The organism is Bacillus sp. FSL H8-0547 (assembly GCA_038002745.1).
GTDB lineage: Bacteria > Bacillota > Bacilli > Bacillales > Bacillaceae > Bacillus_P.
The window spans coordinates 2,506,753-2,522,222 of record JBBODD010000001.1 but is presented as its reverse complement, the minus strand read 5'-3'; the positions used below and the strand labels follow the sequence as shown (position 1 = coordinate 2,522,222).

Sequence of the window (15,470 nt, the reverse complement as noted above, 5' to 3'; positions counted from 1 at the left end):
TCAGTTACTCTTTAATGGAACATACATAGCATCTATGGGGGATGAGAATATGAAAACAAAATTAAAAGCTTATGACCTGGCGCTTGTCGGGATGTTTGCAGCACTGATGGCCATCGGCGCAAATCTTACTTCCTTTTTAACCGTGGGAACCGTTCCATTATCCATGCAGCCCTTTTTTGCTATTTTAGCAGGTTTGCTTCTTGGAAGCAGGCTTGGGGCACTCTCCATGATCGTTTATGCACTGATTGGAATTGCCGGCGCACCTGTGTTTGCCCAATTCAGCGGCGGGATCGGCGTCATGTTCGGCAGCACGGGCGGATTTATTCTTTCCTATATTGCAGCGGCATATGCAGCAGGTAAAATTCTGGAGGCAAACAAAAAACCTGCTCTGCCAGTTTTCATGCTGGCATCCTTTGCAGGCATTGCTCTCATCTATATAATAGGAACCACCTACATGTATGCGGCTCTGAACTACTGGCTGAATGTAGATATGAGCTACATAGGGGCATGGGCAGTCATGACATGGTTTATGGTTAAAGATGTTATCTTTACCTTGATTGGTGCGCTTATCGCGCCAAGAATCTATTACGCTGTTCACAGAAAAGCCGGCGCTGGAAGACACAGTGCGGCCTGATTCTTTCTCTTTAAAAGCAGACGGTATTCATTCCGTCTGCTTTTATGTCGTGCATGCCCATAACCCTGCACACTGCTTATAAACAGATTCGGATATCATCCGGCAGAAGGAAAAATGCTTATGGACTGAAGAGATGATGAACATGATTATAAATTGTCAATCTTCTAATAATCCATCATTATTAAACTAAGAAAAATTCGTTTTTCAGAAGGGGATGTGGCCATTTGAGAGAACGATTATTAAAATGGATTCTGCTGGTGCAATTTTCAGTACCAGCTGCAGCATGGGCTGTGACTAAAAGCTTTGATGCAGGATTCATCACTTTTTTTCTTTTACTGGCAGTCTTTATGTCATTCGGGCTGTTCATAATCAAAAGAGACTTAACAAGGCAGAGTCAATCTGAAATCTGGAAAACAGATAAGATGTCAGACGGGGAACTTGAGCAATTTGTCGCTGATCTCCTCGTAAAGCAGGGCTATCATGCTGACAATTCAGCTGAGCATGAGGGAATCAGCTTTTTATTGAGTGCACCTTCAGGAAAAACAGCTGCTGTTAAGGTAAAGTGCCATAAACGGTTGGTCGGAATCAGGCTCGTGCAAAAAGCCTCCAAAGAATCCCTCACACTTAAAACGGAGGAGTGCTGGATTATTTCCAATAATGATTTCACTTTACAGGCAAAGGAATTCGCCAGGGAGAATAACATCAGGCTTTATGGCCGGGATCAGCTTATTTCGTGGATATTAAAGGTTAATAAGGGAAAAGCCTCTACTGAAATGTGAATGCAGGCTGATCTTCTCAGTCGACCTCCATACCAATTAAAGGGCATCCTGCTCTAAACATTTTAACCATTGATCTACTTTAGCACATAAAAAAGCATATCAGACAGCATAGCTGCCGATATGCTTTTTATTGATTTTCAAAAGGTTTGTATTGTATCTGTATACAGCAGCACAGCAATCGCTAACTTCTTTGATATTAATTTCTTAATTGAGCAAGTAATTCGTTTTGAAATATCAAATCGTTTCTTTTGTCAGAATTTTTACTTAATTTTTCTTCCCAATCTCCCAGTTTATAAAAGGATCTCTGATTTCCGTCAGGATCTTTTTCAAACTCTATTAAACTTTTTCTCAAACCGGATTGATATTTCTCTTCAGTCAGAAATGTAAATACATCCTCAGCTTTTTTTGCCGCCCTTTTCTCTTTGCCGGATAAACCTTTTACACTGTTGGTGAGTTCTTTCGTTATGATCAAAAAATTTTCTCTGGCATCGATTTGAATATGTAAATGCTTATATTGAAGCTCTGTAAACTCTTTCATAAGAGCTCTGACATTCTTTAAGACGTTTTCATCTAATACCCCTGTATCAACTACTTCTCCGTGAATCTTCAAGGCTTCCGGACGAATCTCTCTTATTCTTTGAAAGCCTCTATCCAGCTCTCTTATTTGGGATGCAGCAAGATCAGCCTCACGTTTGCTTGATTGAACGAAGGGCTTTATTTGTTCCAAAAGGTTTATCGTATCCTGAAAGACAGCAGTCGGTTTCCTGCTTTCGGCTTGAGCTTGTTCATCAATCCCAAACATAAAAGAATTAAATTCTATAAACATTCGGTAAGGAGGAATGGCCTCCTCTCTCGGAGGTATTTCTCCGTTTTCGCGCACTATCAGGTATCCTTTGGTACTGCCCAGTCTGTTGTAGGCAGATGCCCTGAAGCGGGATTGATCACAGAGGACAGCATATTTTGCTGTGTCGATTTTTTCCAGAAAACGTTTGTACTTTTTAAATGCCAATTCAGCCGACATCATTCATCTCCTTCACATCTTATTTCCTTTTATGTAACCATATAAAAGAAGCGCACCTCATCACTTCTTCCATTAAATACCCAGATTGATGAATAAGTTAACATACCGATTAAATTTCACAAAATAAAACACACCTCATATACTGATTGGTGTGTTCGTGGGCTATATTTGGGACTTCTGAACCGACCCAGTCAGCCAATTGAGCGCAGTCTGCCGTTTAGGAACTAATCATTTCCTATCTTCCTTATTCTCCTCCAGATACTGAGCCTCTTCAGCATCCGTCAGCACACCAGTTGCTTTGCCTATTGTTCCCCCCTGAAGATTCCACACTGCATTATGGTCCCGGTCCGCTTCTGAGTAATCCCCCTCGAGCCACCTGCTTAACATGTCAAGATACAGATCTGCATGGCCGAATGCAGTTTTGTTGCTTTCAATCTGCTTCATTAAGTAGAGAATCCGTTCTTCCGTTATTTCAAAATGGATCCATTTATCTTTTGCCTCAACCTTCTGGTGGGACATGCCGTGCAGGTACTTCTGAATTTGATCTTCTGTTACCGTTTCGCCGCCGACCGGAAACGGATTGCTGCTCAAGTCTACTTTTGCAAGCTTGTCTGCATGTTTATCAATCTTGCTGTCTACCTGTTCAGCACTCTGCACAGGTGTTGGATTCAAATCGGTAAAAACATAAGCCGCCGCTCCTCCGCACACGAGAACAATAAAAAGAACGCCAGCAAATATCCGCTTTTGCTTCGTCCACTTCATGACAGCACCCCTCTCATTTTTTCTTGTCTAGTTCGATTTCTTTTCTTCAATCTCCTGCCGCAGATTGAATCCTTGCACAACTAGACAAAATTCGATAAAATCTTACAGTATCATAGATTTCATGTATAGTAGATTCCTATTATGGAAAAAATTATATTGAAATTTAATGAAAGAGGTGAACGTCATGACCGTTCTTCAAATGAAGCGCTACTTTTTGAATGAGCTTGAGCGCGAAACATATGAAAGCAAACTGGCTGCCGAAAAGCCTGAGCTAGAAGACGTTATTCTTGAAATGGATGACGAAGAGCTTGTTCAGCGGATAAACAACTTATCTGAAAAATAGTCAAAAGCCTCCTGCATGAGCAGGAGGCTTTTTCATGTTTATAAAACCATTGCCGCAATCCATCCGAAAATAATAAGCGGAATGTTATAGTGAAGGAAAGTAGGTACAACGGTATCCCAAATATGGTTATGCTCACCGTCGGCATTTAATCCTGAAGTTGGCCCAAGCGTGCTGTCAGACGCAGGAGAACCTGCATCCCCCAATGCTCCCGCGGTACCGACTAAAGCGATTGTCGCCATCGGGCTGAAACCGAGCTCCAGACAAAGCGGTACAAAAATGGTAGCGATAATCGGAACAGTAGAGAACGAAGATCCGATCCCCATTGTTACAAGCAGACCAACAAGAAGCATCAGCAATGCAGCAAGCGACTGGTTTCCGTTAATCAGATCGGCTGACGTTTTTACAAGAGATTCAATATGTCCCGTTTCCTGCATAACAGCTGCAAATCCTCCTGCAGAAAGCATGACAAATCCGATAAACGCCATCATTCTCATACCCGTTGTAAGCAGTTCATCTGCTTCATTCCATTTCATCGAACCTGTTGCATAAAGGACGATGATTCCTGCTAGCGCACCGAAGATCATTCCCTCTACCTCAAGTTTTTGAGACAGGATCAATTGAACAGTTAACGAAACTGCAATGGCAAGCACAGCAAATCCGACACTCTTTTTCGTGTAAACAGCCATTTGCTGATCAGCAACGTTTTTCGTTTGATAGGTACGTTTTTTCCTGTACGTGAAGAAACCCGCAACCAGACCTACCACCATACCTGCAGATGGAAGCAGCATCGCCTCAGGAATATCTTTCAGGCTTACAGTTAATCCGCCGGATGCCATGTTTTTTTGAAGAATATCATGAAAAATTGCACCGAATCCCACCGGAAGCAGCATATAAGGTGTAATCAATCCGAATGCAATGACTACTGCAATTAAGCGGCGGTCTACTTCTAGCTGATTAAGAACCTTAAGCAGCGGCGGAATTAATACCGGTATAAACGCGATATGAACCGGAACCACGTTTTGTGAAAAGATTGAAATAATCAGTATGACTAGAATAATAAGTACTTTGGATAGAGATTTCTTTCTCTCTTCTCCTTCTTTGCCAACCAGTTTAATCGCTCCGTCGACCATTGCATCAGGCAATCCTGTTTTTGAAAGAGCGACAGCAAACGCACCGAGCAAAGCGTAGCTCAGGGCAACTGTGGCATTGCTGCCAAGACCGCCCGTAAATGTTTCAATTGTTGCTTTTAAATCAAGACCTCCTGTCAATCCGCCGACAAGAGCTCCAGTAACAAGGGCAAAGACAACATTTACCCGCAGCAGGCTCAAAATCAGCATCACAATGACAGCCAAAATTACTGCATTCATCTATAAAACCTCCGAAATCTTTCGCTTTAGTTTGGTAATGTATTAGAGAAATAAATTCAATAGAGATAAAATAACATACTTTTAATTTTGGTGTCAATGTTAAAATTTTATTATATTAGCAGACTAAAGGATTTGTTGAATAGATGGGTTTAGATCCATGATTTTCTGGGGGGCAATATTGCAATTCTCTTGATTTCTTATGCTATCTTCATACACGGACCCGTTTTTAACGTACGATTCATTCGCTTCCTTACGCCATCTTCACACTCGGACCCGCTTTTACCGTACGGTTCCATCCCTTCCTTATGCTATCTTCATACACTACCCCATTTTTACCGTACGATTCTTCCGCTTCCTTACGCCATCTTCACACACGGACCCGCTTTTACCGTACGATTCTTCCGCTTCCTTACGCCATCTTCACACACGGACCCGCTTTTACCGTACGATTCTTCCGCTTCCCTATGCTATCTTCCAGCTCGCTTCCCCTGTATTCAATTTCCAGCGAGCTTCACCATTAGTCCGGCAGGCAAAAAAAAATGCCCGGCAGCTTGTTTCTGCCGGACATTCTTATCAATTATGCTTCAAACCGTTCAACTAAAGCTGCCAGTGTACGCGCCATAACACCTGTGGCGCCTGCAGGACCAAATTCGTCCCCTTTGGATGATGTTGCTGTTCCTGCGATATCAAGGTGAACCCAAGGCGTGCCTTCTGCAAATTCACCGATGAATGTGCCGGCCATAATGGCGTGCCCTTCGCGTCCCGGAGAATTGTTCAAGTCCGCCATTTTGCTTCCGCGCACTTTTTCAATGTCCTTCTTTGTGATCGGCAGTCTCCAGATTGGCTCGCCGCATTCATGCGAAGCCTCAAGAACCTGCTCAAACAGGGCTTCATCGTTTGTCATGGCTCCAGTAGTATGAGTGCCGAGCGCGATGATGACTCCTCCTGTAAGAGTCGCTACGTCCACTAAATAGTCTGCTCCGTGGTGCTTGGCATACGTGATGCCATCCGCAAGGACCAGCCTGCCTTCTGCATCTGTATTCAGCACCTCGATTGTTTTTCCGCTTAGTGATACGATGACATCGTCCGGCTTAAATGCATTGCCGCTGATCATGTTGTCTGTTGATGGAATCACTGCCAGTACATTTTGCTCTGGCTTCAGCTTTCCGATGATTTCCATTGCTCCAAGAACGGCAGCCGCTCCGCCCATATCTGTTTTCATGCCGACAATGCCGTCCTTTGGCTTAATCGAGTAGCCTCCGGTATCAAATGTGATGCCCTTGCCGACCAGGCCAATGACATCTTTCCATTCTTCTTTTCCCTGATATTTCAGGACGATCATCTTCGGCGGTTCCTCAGAGCCTTTGTTTACAGCAAGAAGCGCTCCCATTCCAAGCTTCTCCATATCTTCCTTTTCAAGCACTTCATACTCAAATCCGTATTTCCCCGCAAGATCTACAGAATACTTGGCAAGCTCTGTTGCTGTTAAAATGTTCCCAGGCATGTTGACCAGCGTTCTTGCAGCATTTGTTCCTTCTCCAAATGCAGATCCTACTGTCAGACTTGAACGTATTTCATCTTCATCTGCCTGTGAAATGACTGTGACCTGATGAATGTTCCGCTCGGGTTCGTTTGAACGCTGTTTATAATCCTGAACTTTATATGTAGAAAGCGGCAGCACCTCGGCAAGCGCATGTGCGGCCTCATTCCCGTCGACGTTTTCGTTTGTAAACGTATCAAGGCATACAGCTATAGACTGAATTTTAGCGTCCTGAACCGTTCTGAAAAGCTTGGCAAAAGCTTCTCTTGATGCATCAAAATCATATTCTTTTTCCTTGCCGAGCCCGACAAAGTAGATTCGCTTTACTGCCAGTTTTCCAAGTGTATGTACTTTGGTAATGGCTTTCTTTTTCGCTGGCAGGTCTCCGTCTTTGCTAAGCTCTGCAAGCTGTCCGTCAAGCTTGCGGTCAAGTTCTTCAAGAACGCCTGAAAACGGACCGTTTTTATGGAAAAGACCGATTACGATTGTTTCTTCTTCCCAGGATGCATGTGATTTAATATGAAACATCCAAGCACACCTCCATCATATATTATGTTTTCATTCCTGCTCTTTCAGGTAAAGAAAAAGAGCTGGCAGTTTTGGGAGCCGTCCCGCTTCCTCAAAAGGCACCGACTGTACGTCAGATGGAATGATCTCAAGCGAACGTTCCATAAACTCATTTATCTCTTCAAGGTCGACGCCCCAGTAAGAAGGACGGTAAGGCTGTATGTAGGAGTGCCCTGCTTGCATCATAAGCCTTGCTCCTTTAATATTGCCATATTCGTAATGATAAATAGCGACCGTCATCTGAAGCAGCCCTTTTAAAAAAAGGTTATCTTTTTCAGTCAGCCAGATCCATTCGAGCAGATCATGGCACGTATAATAATCGCCTTCATTAAATGAGATAAAAAACTGATAATATTCCATCGGATAAAGAGTCATGAAGCAGGCACACTCCCCTCTGTCCCTATTGTATCAAAGCACAAAAAGTTTTTATACTATTTGAACAAATGACAAAGGATAAGGGCATGAATACATGGAACTATAATTGAGAGCGATACCAGCATACCATCACGAAACCGAAAGGATGTAAGACTTCATGGAGACATTTCTTAACTTCCCTTTACTGGCTTCACTTGCAGCCATCTTTTTTGCACAATTTGTAAAAGTGCCCATCACCTACATAGCCACCCGCAAGATTGACTGGTCGCTTATCACAAGCACAGGCGGAATGCCGAGCTCTCACTCTGCAGCCGTAACGGCCCTTGCAACAGGGGTAGCGATTGACAACGGCCTTGCTTCCTCCCTTTTCGCTATTTCAGCCGTCTTTGCAATCATTACGATGTTTGATGCAACTGGAGTACGAAGACATGCCGGTGAACAGGCAACCGTTCTCAATAAGCTTGTCACCGACTTTAATACATTTGTAGGCGAAGCCAAAAACTGGCCAAAACAGGAAGAACAAAAAAAGCAGGAAAAATTAAAAGAGCTCCTCGGACATCAGCCAATCGAGGTGTTCTTCGGAGGACTGACAGGTATTCTTCTGACTCTGTTCCTCCATTATCTGATCATCTTATAAAGGAGAGATTGCGTGCGCCTGATTTCAATCTGCCCAAGCAATACAGAACTTGCTGCCTATCTTGGGCTTGCAGATTCTCTTGTAGCTATAGACGACTTTTCAGACTGGCCAAAACGGGTAACTGAACTCCCAAAGCTTGGCCCTGACTTGTCCATAAATATGGATCTTGTTGAACAGCATCAGCCAGACCTGGTTCTTGCCTCATTGAGTGTGCCGGGAATGGAAAAAAACATTGAAGAGCTAAAAAAACGAAACATCCCGCATCTTGTTCTTAATCCGCAGTCTTTTAAAGACATTGGCGATGATTTGCTTGCAGTCGGAAGAGCAGCAGGAGCGGAAAAAAGAGCTGAAGACATTGTTTCCCGGTATCATCAGTTCCTGGATGAATACCGGGAAATTTCAAAGAAGCTGAACGTACGCCCGACCGTCTATTTTGAATGGTGGCCGAATCCGATTTTCACACCGGGCGGAGTCAACTGGCTCACAGAAATGTGTGAACTTGCAGGCGGTACGAATCTATTTAAAGATGTCGATTTAGTGAGCGTTCAAACGGACTGGAGCGATGTAGCGGAGAGAGACCCTGACCATATCTGCCTTGCCTGGGTCGGAGTGAAACAAAGCCGGATGAAAATCTCACATGTTTTAAAGAGACAGCATGCAGAGAGCGTTGCAGCTGTAAGAGAGAACCGTATACATCTGCTCGAAGAACAGCTTTATTGCCGTCCTTCCCCCCGCCTGCTGCACGGGCTTGCGAAGCTTGCTGACATCTTGCATCCTGGCGTTTATCCAAAACCGAAAGCAATGGATGATTTACAATTGCGCATATAACATTTAGTCTCTGGCCGCGGCCAGGACTTTTTTTATTTGTTCAGCTTTCGCCTGAGGACAATTTCAATCGTTTGATAGAAATTTGTTCATATAGGAATCGTGTAAAAGGGGCTGTCTTTTTTGTGTGTCTCCAGAGTTTGGATTTGCGGTGTTGGTAAGACAGAATAGAGCCATCAATCGAAGATGGACTGGTGTGAAAGGTCATAAACACAACAGATATGACCCTTTAGTGTGAAGGAAACTGTCTGAGGGGTTATAAGTGCATATGATAAAACCCTTCAGCATGAAAATAACTCTGTGAAGGGTCATAAGGGCACTTGATTTAACCCTTCAGCATGAAGATAACTCTGTGAAGGGTCATAAGGGCATATGATTGAACCCTTCAGCATGAATATAACTCTGTGAAGGGTCATAAGGGCACTTGATTTAACCCCTCAGCCTGAAAATAACTCTGCGAAGGGTCATAAGGGCACTTGATTTAACCCCTCAGCATGAAAATAACTCTCTGAAGGGTCATAAGGGCACTTGATTTAACCCTTCAGCATGAAAATAACTCTGTGAAGGGTCATAAGGGCATATAACCCTCAGGTAACAACCACCAGTCTCTAACTCTTTGTTTTAGGCTTCATGTATTTTTGACGGAACGCCTGCATGGAACTGTTTTCATTAAGCTCCGTCAGCTGTTTTTCAGTTAACCGTCCGTTTCCTTTCTGGACGATGTATATGTCTAATGTCTTTTTGCCCCAGAGCTCATAGACTTCATCTACGGTGTCGTAGTAGAGATCGAGCTCATTTCCCTTGATGGCTCCGCCTTTGTCCGCTACGACGCCGAAGCCGTAGTCTGGTATAAAAAGAATGGTGCCGATAGGAAAGACGTTAAGGTCAGCTGCAATTGTAGAATATAAATCTCTTTTCACTTTTACGCCGGAATAAGTGATGCCGTATTCCGGATGTTCGGGATGTTTACCCGTTGATTCGAAGCCTGCAGTGTATCCGGTAGCCGTGACTTCTTTTTTGGGGTAGTGCGCCATTTGGTCTTCCAGCGATTCTGATGTTTCACCTGTGGCTGAAATCGCAAGCGCCGTTTCTTTGCTTTTTAATGACTTGAATGTAAGTCCTGACAGTTTGTAGGGGTGATTTTCTGCCTTTAATCTACCTTCTGCTAATCCGGTCCAGCCCGTTATATCTGTCGCTTCTGCACCTGAAAAAGCCTTGAACGTCGTGCCAAGCGCAAGCAGAAGCATAATAGCCATCAGCAGGCGCCTTATCATTTTTTTCATCTTATGTGTCACTCCTCTCACACTCATAATCGTTTCCAATCAGGAAGCGAAATATTCAGAATGAAGAGGAATCCAATTTCTTCTAGATCTTATAAAAAAGAGTATAAACATACTAAAAAGACCTGCACGCATCGTACAGATCAGGACTAAAACATTTGATATCCTCTTTTTCGCAGCATGTTAATGACGATTCCGGACACGATGGCTCCGGCGAGTCCGCTTACTAATATCAGGATATCTGCAAGGGCCAATGACGCAAAACGCTGTCCAAGCGAAGATATAGATGAACCGGGAGCTGTGAAGTAGGCCGTAAATTTAACTGAATCTACGATAAAGATGCAGACAATCGGATAAATAATAGCCATGATCCATGACATTCTGAGCAGCATGTTCAGCAAGAAACCGATTCCAAAAAACAAAACAAAAAATAAAAGCATTGAAATGATTAATACAGGCAAAAACAAGTTATCCCCTCCAATACACCTCTTTTAGTGTACTGAACAAGGGATAACCCGTCAATCTTAAAATCTATGCTGATTTCTTCCCTGTTCCGTTGCAGCAGTCGCACGTTTCGGAACCTCCAAGAAGCAGCTGGAAATATCCTTTACCCGAACAATAAGGACACTCTTTCTTTTCGATAACAGATCCATTGATCATCTATATTTCCCTCCCGGTAAAAATCTCTTTTTAGATATTGAAGATACTATATCAGGTTCTTTGTAAAGGATAAAGGAAGAAAATCTGACGAGATTCCTGATGTAAGCGAATACATCAACTTCTTCCTCTCGTTTCCTTAACTTTTCTTATTATTTTGAAAATTATAAAAATAAACGGTAAGCTGTGTATCCGAACTGATTTCCGGGATTCGCCCCGTCCACTTTGTTCAGCATTTTTTCAAACGTTTCATCTGCGAATGATTTTAGAAGCAAAGACGAATCACTATGCTCCCTTAGTAGATTGGGGTGCATAAAGGCTGCTTCAAACAGTTCATTTTCCTGAACGGTAATGTCTGAAGAGATGGCTTTAAGCCTGAAAATAATCATGTTATCGCTGATTTTTTCATGGATGACACCTGACCTGATCCCAATCACACCAAGTACAGCCGTTTCTATCCCTGTCTCTTCTAAGATCTCCCTTGAAACAGCTTCATCCACTGTTTCTCCCTCGTTTACAAAGCCGGCAGGAAATGACCATTTGCCCTTTAAACCTCCATAACGCTTTTTAACGACAAGCCATTCACCATTCTCATTTTCAACAAGCCCTGAAACGGCAATCCACACATTTCCCCGTTTGGATGACATTTAAAACTCCCCTTCCTTTTGAAAATCCTTTATGTAAATATCAATTTTTGCGTAAAAAAAAAGACAAAAGCATATAGCTCTTGTCTTTAGTTTAATCGATTTCTCAGAAAAACTTAAATTTTCCTTTTTTCACTACAAGACCTGCTCCGCCAACCATCATAAGAGCACGGTTATCAATCATTTTCTTCATGAATGAAGCTTTTGTACCCATTACTTTTTTGCCGAATACCATGCCTACTGCATCGTCTTCGCCAAGAGAAGCTACTGTACCTTTAATGTCAGGCTTGAACTCTTCCATTTCGCCCTGGTCACGGACTGCAACTGAAATGTTCTTAGCAGCTGTGATACCTTGCTGCATAGCGATTTGAGCTGTAGGAGGGTATGGACGGTTGATTTCTTCGTTGATCACAAGAGAGCAGTCCCCGATGATAAAGACATCATCATGGCCTGGAGCTCTAAGGTAAGAGTCAACTTTTACGCGGCCGCGCATGTTTTCAAATCCGGCTTCTTCTACAATGCTGTTTCCGCGTACGCCTGCTGCCCAAACAACTGTGTCAGCTTTAATTTCTTCCATTACATCGTCTTTTGCAACGATAATGCCGTCTTCAACACATTCTTTAATCGCAGTGCCGATTTTAAATTCAACACCTTTGCGCTCAAGATGATTTACAGCATACTCAACCAGCTCAGGATCAAATCCAGGAAGCGCTGTTGGTGCAGCCTCTACACAGATGATGCGCACTTTCTTATGATCAACATCGTACTCGCGGCAAAGCTCAGGAACACGGTTTGCAAGCTCTCCAAGGAACTCGATGCCGGTGAAGCCTGCTCCGCCCACAACAATTGCAAGACGCTGGTCGCGTTTTACTTCTTCTGTGTTGTAAGTAGCAAATTGATATTCGATGTGCTCGCGCAATTGACGTGCAGCATTAATATTTGTAATGCCGAATGCATATTCTTTAAGACCTTTAATTCCAAATGTCTCAGGATGAGAACCAAGAGAAATAACAAGATAGTCATACTCAAGCTCACCATTTGAAAGGACGATTTTCTTCTCATCTTTGTTGATCGATACAACAGTATCTTTCACAAATTTCACGCGGCTGTTATCGATGACATCTTTTACTTGGTATCTTGCTTTGTCATGATGCAGCGTACCAGCTGATGCCTCGTGAAGCCATGTTGTTTCATAATGATAATCATTTTTGTTCACAAGTGTAAGATCTGCTTCATTTACACCGATCATTTTTTGAAGACGCGTAACTGCCATTAATCCGCCGTAACCTGCACCTAGTACTACTATTTTGGGCTTTCTCAACCGAATCACATCCACCTTTTTTGATTTTTTTGCTGTGAAGGATAGAATAATGTCTATATTCCTTATCTTCCTCCGCTTTACAGCTTTTTATTTTGTTTTCCGCAAAAAAGTTTGTGAAAATGTTCACTTAACTTTTCAGAAAGAAGCAAATAATTAAATATGATAGAAATAATGCCTATATTCCATAATAGCACCTGTACTGATTTTTTCAAGACCAAATTAAAGGATTAAAAACGTTAAGAATTTTACAAAAATAAAAACATTCTCTATAATAATCATAATCAAACAGTGAATGACTCTTTCGCACTGCAGGCGGCTGCCGGCTGAAATGACGAACGAGTGACAATATGTTAACATTAAGAATCATTATCAATTACAATTGGGGGTTATCTTTGTGAAGGAAGACACAAAAGTATACGACATCACGATTATCGGAGGCGGACCGGTAGGATTGTTCACGGCATTCTACGGCGGCATGCGCCAGGCATCTGTTAAAATTATTGAGAGCCTTCCGCAGCTTGGGGGACAGCTCTCTGCCCTTTATCCTGAAAAATACATATATGATGTAGCGGGATTCCCAAAAGTCCTCGCTCAGGAGCTTGTCAACAACTTAAAAGAACAAATGGCTCAATTTGAACCAACGGTTTGTCTTGAACAGGCAGTTGCCGATGTTGAAAAACAGGCAGACGGCGTTTTCAAACTGACAACCGATCAAGAAGTCCATTACTCTAAAACCATCATCATTACTGCCGGAAACGGTGCTTTTCAGCCGCGTAAAATCGAGCTTGAAGAAGCGGCTTCATTTGAAAAATCAAATCTTCACTATTTCATCGATGACCTGAATCAGTTTGCAGGACAGCGCGTACTCGTATGCGGAGGCGGAGACTCAGCAGTAGACTGGTCACTTATGCTTGAACCGATTGCAGAAAAAGTGACCCTTGTCCACAGAAGAGATAAATTCCGCGCCCACGAGCACAGTGTAGAAAATTTAAACAACTCGAAAGTTCAAATCCTGACTCCTTTCATCCCAACTGAACTGACCGGATCAGACAAGATTGAACAGGTCGTATTAGAAGAAGTAAAAGGCGACCGCAAAGAAGTATTGGACGTTGATGCTGTCATCGTAAACTTCGGATTTGTTTCCTCTCTCGGCCCAATTAAAAACTGGGGACTTGAAATCGAAAAGAACTCCATCCTCGTCAACAGCAAAATGGAGACAAATGTTGAGGGCATTTATGCGGCAGGAGATATCTGCACATACGAAGGAAAAGTCAAGCTGATTGCGAGCGGATTTGGAGAAGCCCCAACTGCCGTTAACAATGCAAAAGCCTATATGGATCCAAAAGCAAGAGTGCAGCCTCTTCACAGCACAAGCCTGTTTGAAAAATAAGGGAAATAATGAAGATTGCAGAGAAATTTTTTATTTCTCTGCAATCTTTTTTTATTTGCGTTAATTTTTTGGTTTAATCCAGAAAAAAATGATGAGAGCGGCAAGTTTTACATGCTCACTGCATGATAAGTCAGTTTTTCTGCCAACACTTGAATTTTGCTGCCAGGATTGCCGTTTTATAACCAACTTTTCCCGCTTTACTACCAACTCTTTCTTTTTACTGCCAACTTCCCTTTTTTTACTGCCAACTCTTCCTTTTTAGCAACCAACCACTTAGTTTTTCTCTATCTTTATTTACTGCCAGTTTTGGTTGTAGGGGTTATAAAAATACGGTTGCGGCTGCTGATACCGCTGGCCGTCAAACTGCATCATCCCCTGATCTGATCCGGGCATCTGGCCAAACGGACTTCCCTGGCCTCCCTGCATGCCTCCGCCCTGGCCCATTCCAGGCATCTGGCCGAACGGACTCTGCTGACCTCCCTGCATGCCTCCACCTTGACCCATTCCGGGCATTTGGCCGAACGGACTCTGCTGGCCTCCCTGCATGCCTCCACCTTGACTCATTCCAGGCATCTGACCAGGTGACCCTCCTTGACCGCCTTGTGAGCCTCCGCCCTGACCCATGCCAGGCATCTGTCCAGACGATCCCCCTTGACCGCCTTGTGAGCCTCCGCCCTGACCCATGCCAGGCATCTGTCCAGGCGATCCCCCTTGACCGCCTTGTGAGCCTCCGTTCTGACCCATTCCCGGCATCTCGCCAAATGGGCTCTGTCCGCTTCCGGAACCGCCATTTTGGCCTCCTGTTCCGCCGTTCTGACCCCCTTCAGTTCCGCCTTGCCCTCCGGATCCGCCATTTTGACCGCCGGATCCGCCTTGTCCGCCGTTCTGTCCGCCTTCTGAAGAGCCGCCTTGCTGCCCCTGCTCTGACTGACCGCCTCCATTTTGCCCTTCGCCTTCAGCCTTGGGAGGTTTCTCCATTACTTTAAATGATTTTATATCGCTAACGTTTACTCTGCTTGTAGTTAAAGCAGGAAAAGACAGGATATACGCATCTCCCGACTCTTTGTCTAAGTAAAAAATAAAGGCCTCTTTTTCAGCATCATTTGAAAATGTGAACTTGCCCCATTTATACAGACCTTCATTTAATTCGTCTGTTGAATTCAGACGGTAAGAATAATAGCCGTGATACGGCGTATATGGATGATAATACATACTTTGCTCTGCCCCCTTATCGTTTTCACACCCATACTATATGCTGGGTTTTTGTCCAGTGTCAGAGAAAAGAATCAGGGGTTATTATGTAAAACAAGCAAAAAAAAACATTCCCC

The 15,470-nt window shown here is 43.4% G+C and carries 17 protein-coding genes; 6 read left to right on the top strand and 11 right to left on the bottom strand.

Going from position 1 to position 15,470, the window contains the following annotated elements:
* The first annotated feature begins 49 nt into the window (after positions 1 to 49).
* A complete protein-coding gene (locus MHB63_12410) occupies positions 50 to 634 on the top strand; it encodes a biotin transporter BioY (protein ID MEK3807337.1) in 585 nt (194 codons plus the stop codon).
* 224 nt (positions 635 to 858) lie between these two features.
* Positions 859 to 1,413 carry a restriction endonuclease gene (locus MHB63_12405; protein MEK3807336.1) on the top strand — a complete coding sequence of 185 codons (555 nt, stop codon included), beginning with the start codon at positions 859 to 861 and terminating at the stop codon, positions 1,411 to 1,413.
* Positions 1,414 to 1,609: 196 nt separating this feature from the next.
* On the opposite strand, the gene MHB63_12400 is transcribed toward MHB63_12405, so the two are convergent.
* Together MHB63_12400 and MHB63_12395 are read right to left on the bottom strand one after the other, a co-directional pair.
* Positions 1,610 to 2,434, bottom strand: coding sequence for a hypothetical protein (locus MHB63_12400; protein MEK3807335.1), 825 nt, complete (start codon positions 2,432 to 2,434; stop codon positions 1,610 to 1,612).
* Positions 2,435 to 2,662: 228 nt separating this feature from the next.
* Positions 2,663 to 3,196: a DUF6241 domain-containing protein gene (locus tag MHB63_12395; GenBank protein MEK3807334.1), complete on the bottom strand. Its 534-nt coding sequence runs from the start codon at positions 3,194 to 3,196 to the stop codon at positions 2,663 to 2,665.
* A gap of 184 nt (positions 3,197 to 3,380) precedes the next feature.
* Between MHB63_12395 and MHB63_12390 the strand changes: the two genes are divergently transcribed.
* On the top strand, positions 3,381 to 3,539 hold the full coding sequence (locus MHB63_12390; protein ID MEK3807333.1) for a hypothetical protein: 159 nt from the start codon (positions 3,381 to 3,383) through the stop codon (positions 3,537 to 3,539).
* A 38-nt stretch (positions 3,540 to 3,577) separates the two neighbouring features.
* On the opposite strand, the gene MHB63_12385 is transcribed toward MHB63_12390, so the two are convergent.
* The 3 genes from MHB63_12385 to MHB63_12375 all read right to left on the bottom strand — a co-directional run bounded on the left by MHB63_12385 (position 3,578) and on the right by MHB63_12375 (position 7,388).
* Positions 3,578 to 4,906: a Na+/H+ antiporter family protein gene (locus MHB63_12385; protein ID MEK3807332.1), complete on the bottom strand. Its 1,329-nt coding sequence runs from the start codon at positions 4,904 to 4,906 to the stop codon at positions 3,578 to 3,580.
* A gap of 577 nt (positions 4,907 to 5,483) precedes the next feature.
* Positions 5,484 to 6,974, bottom strand: coding sequence for a leucyl aminopeptidase (locus tag MHB63_12380; GenBank protein ID MEK3807331.1), 1,491 nt, complete (start codon positions 6,972 to 6,974; stop codon positions 5,484 to 5,486).
* A gap of 30 nt (positions 6,975 to 7,004) precedes the next feature.
* Positions 7,005 to 7,388, bottom strand: a complete 384-nt coding sequence (locus tag MHB63_12375; protein MEK3807330.1) for a DUF309 domain-containing protein — start codon at positions 7,386 to 7,388, stop codon at positions 7,005 to 7,007.
* Positions 7,389 to 7,545: 157 nt separating this feature from the next.
* On the opposite strand from MHB63_12375, the gene MHB63_12370 reads away from it, so the two are divergent.
* Both MHB63_12370 and MHB63_12365 read left to right on the top strand, forming a co-directional pair.
* A complete protein-coding gene (locus MHB63_12370) occupies positions 7,546 to 8,025 on the top strand; it encodes a divergent PAP2 family protein (GenBank protein ID MEK3807329.1) in 480 nt (159 codons plus the stop codon).
* A 12-nt stretch (positions 8,026 to 8,037) separates the two neighbouring features.
* Positions 8,038 to 8,853 (top strand): cobalamin-binding protein, encoded by an 816-nt coding sequence (locus MHB63_12365; protein ID MEK3807328.1) that lies wholly within the window; start codon positions 8,038 to 8,040, stop codon positions 8,851 to 8,853.
* A 605-nt stretch (positions 8,854 to 9,458) separates the two neighbouring features.
* Here the strand turns inward: MHB63_12365 and MHB63_12360 are convergent.
* The 5 genes from MHB63_12360 to MHB63_12340 all read right to left on the bottom strand — a co-directional run bounded on the left by MHB63_12360 (position 9,459) and on the right by MHB63_12340 (position 12,761).
* Positions 9,459 to 10,133: a 3D domain-containing protein gene (locus MHB63_12360; protein ID MEK3807327.1), complete on the bottom strand. Its 675-nt coding sequence runs from the start codon at positions 10,131 to 10,133 to the stop codon at positions 9,459 to 9,461.
* A gap of 146 nt (positions 10,134 to 10,279) precedes the next feature.
* On the bottom strand, positions 10,280 to 10,570 hold the full coding sequence (locus tag MHB63_12355) for a YuiB family protein (GenBank protein MEK3807326.1): 291 nt from the start codon (positions 10,568 to 10,570) through the stop codon (positions 10,280 to 10,282).
* A gap of 91 nt (positions 10,571 to 10,661) precedes the next feature.
* Positions 10,662 to 10,790 carry a YuiA family protein gene (locus tag MHB63_12350; GenBank protein ID MEK3807325.1) on the bottom strand — a complete coding sequence of 43 codons (129 nt, stop codon included), beginning with the start codon at positions 10,788 to 10,790 and terminating at the stop codon, positions 10,662 to 10,664.
* 161 nt (positions 10,791 to 10,951) lie between these two features.
* Positions 10,952 to 11,434 carry an NUDIX domain-containing protein gene (locus MHB63_12345; protein ID MEK3807324.1) on the bottom strand — a complete coding sequence of 161 codons (483 nt, stop codon included), beginning with the start codon at positions 11,432 to 11,434 and terminating at the stop codon, positions 10,952 to 10,954.
* Positions 11,435 to 11,537: 103 nt separating this feature from the next.
* The gene (locus MHB63_12340; protein MEK3807323.1) at positions 11,538 to 12,761 is read right to left on the bottom strand and encodes an NAD(P)/FAD-dependent oxidoreductase; all 1,224 of its coding nucleotides are present in this window, start codon (positions 12,759 to 12,761) and stop codon (positions 11,538 to 11,540) included.
* Positions 12,762 to 13,146: 385 nt separating this feature from the next.
* Between MHB63_12340 and yumC the strand changes: the two genes are divergently transcribed.
* Positions 13,147 to 14,142 (top strand): ferredoxin--NADP reductase 2, encoded by a 996-nt coding sequence (gene yumC, locus MHB63_12335; GenBank protein ID MEK3807322.1) that lies wholly within the window; start codon positions 13,147 to 13,149, stop codon positions 14,140 to 14,142.
* A 294-nt stretch (positions 14,143 to 14,436) separates the two neighbouring features.
* On the opposite strand, the gene MHB63_12330 is transcribed toward yumC, so the two are convergent.
* Positions 14,437 to 15,354 (bottom strand): hypothetical protein, encoded by a 918-nt coding sequence (locus MHB63_12330; GenBank protein MEK3807321.1) that lies wholly within the window; start codon positions 15,352 to 15,354, stop codon positions 14,437 to 14,439.
* Between the last annotated feature and the right edge of the window lie 116 nt (positions 15,355 to 15,470).

Excerpts from the sequence above, each read along its gene's own strand:
- MHB63_12410 (MEK3807337.1), top strand. The coding sequence starts at position 50 with ATGAAAACAAAATTAAAAGCTTATGACCTGGCGCTTGTCGGGATGTTT.
- MHB63_12400 (MEK3807335.1), bottom strand. The coding sequence starts at position 2,434 with ATGTCGGCTGAATTGGCATTTAAAAAGTACAAACGTTTTCTGGAAAAA.
- MHB63_12395 (MEK3807334.1), bottom strand. The coding sequence starts at position 3,196 with ATGAAGTGGACGAAGCAAAAGCGGATATTTGCTGGCGTTCTTTTTATT.
- MHB63_12390 (MEK3807333.1), top strand. The coding sequence starts at position 3,381 with ATGACCGTTCTTCAAATGAAGCGCTACTTTTTGAATGAGCTTGAGCGC.
- MHB63_12385 (MEK3807332.1), bottom strand. The coding sequence starts at position 4,906 with ATGAATGCAGTAATTTTGGCTGTCATTGTGATGCTGATTTTGAGCCTG.
- MHB63_12380 (MEK3807331.1), bottom strand. The coding sequence starts at position 6,974 with ATGTTTCATATTAAATCACATGCATCCTGGGAAGAAGAAACAATCGTA.
- MHB63_12375 (MEK3807330.1), bottom strand. The coding sequence starts at position 7,388 with ATGACTCTTTATCCGATGGAATATTATCAGTTTTTTATCTCATTTAAT.
- MHB63_12370 (MEK3807329.1), top strand. The coding sequence starts at position 7,546 with ATGGAGACATTTCTTAACTTCCCTTTACTGGCTTCACTTGCAGCCATC.
- MHB63_12360 (MEK3807327.1), bottom strand. The coding sequence starts at position 10,133 with ATGAAAAAAATGATAAGGCGCCTGCTGATGGCTATTATGCTTCTGCTT.
- MHB63_12355 (MEK3807326.1), bottom strand. The coding sequence starts at position 10,570 with ATGCTTTTATTTTTTGTTTTGTTTTTTGGAATCGGTTTCTTGCTGAAC.
- MHB63_12350 (MEK3807325.1), bottom strand. The coding sequence starts at position 10,790 with ATGATCAATGGATCTGTTATCGAAAAGAAAGAGTGTCCTTATTGTTCG.
- MHB63_12345 (MEK3807324.1), bottom strand. The coding sequence starts at position 11,434 with ATGTCATCCAAACGGGGAAATGTGTGGATTGCCGTTTCAGGGCTTGTT.
- MHB63_12330 (MEK3807321.1), bottom strand. The coding sequence starts at position 15,354 with ATGTATTATCATCCATATACGCCGTATCACGGCTATTATTCTTACCGT.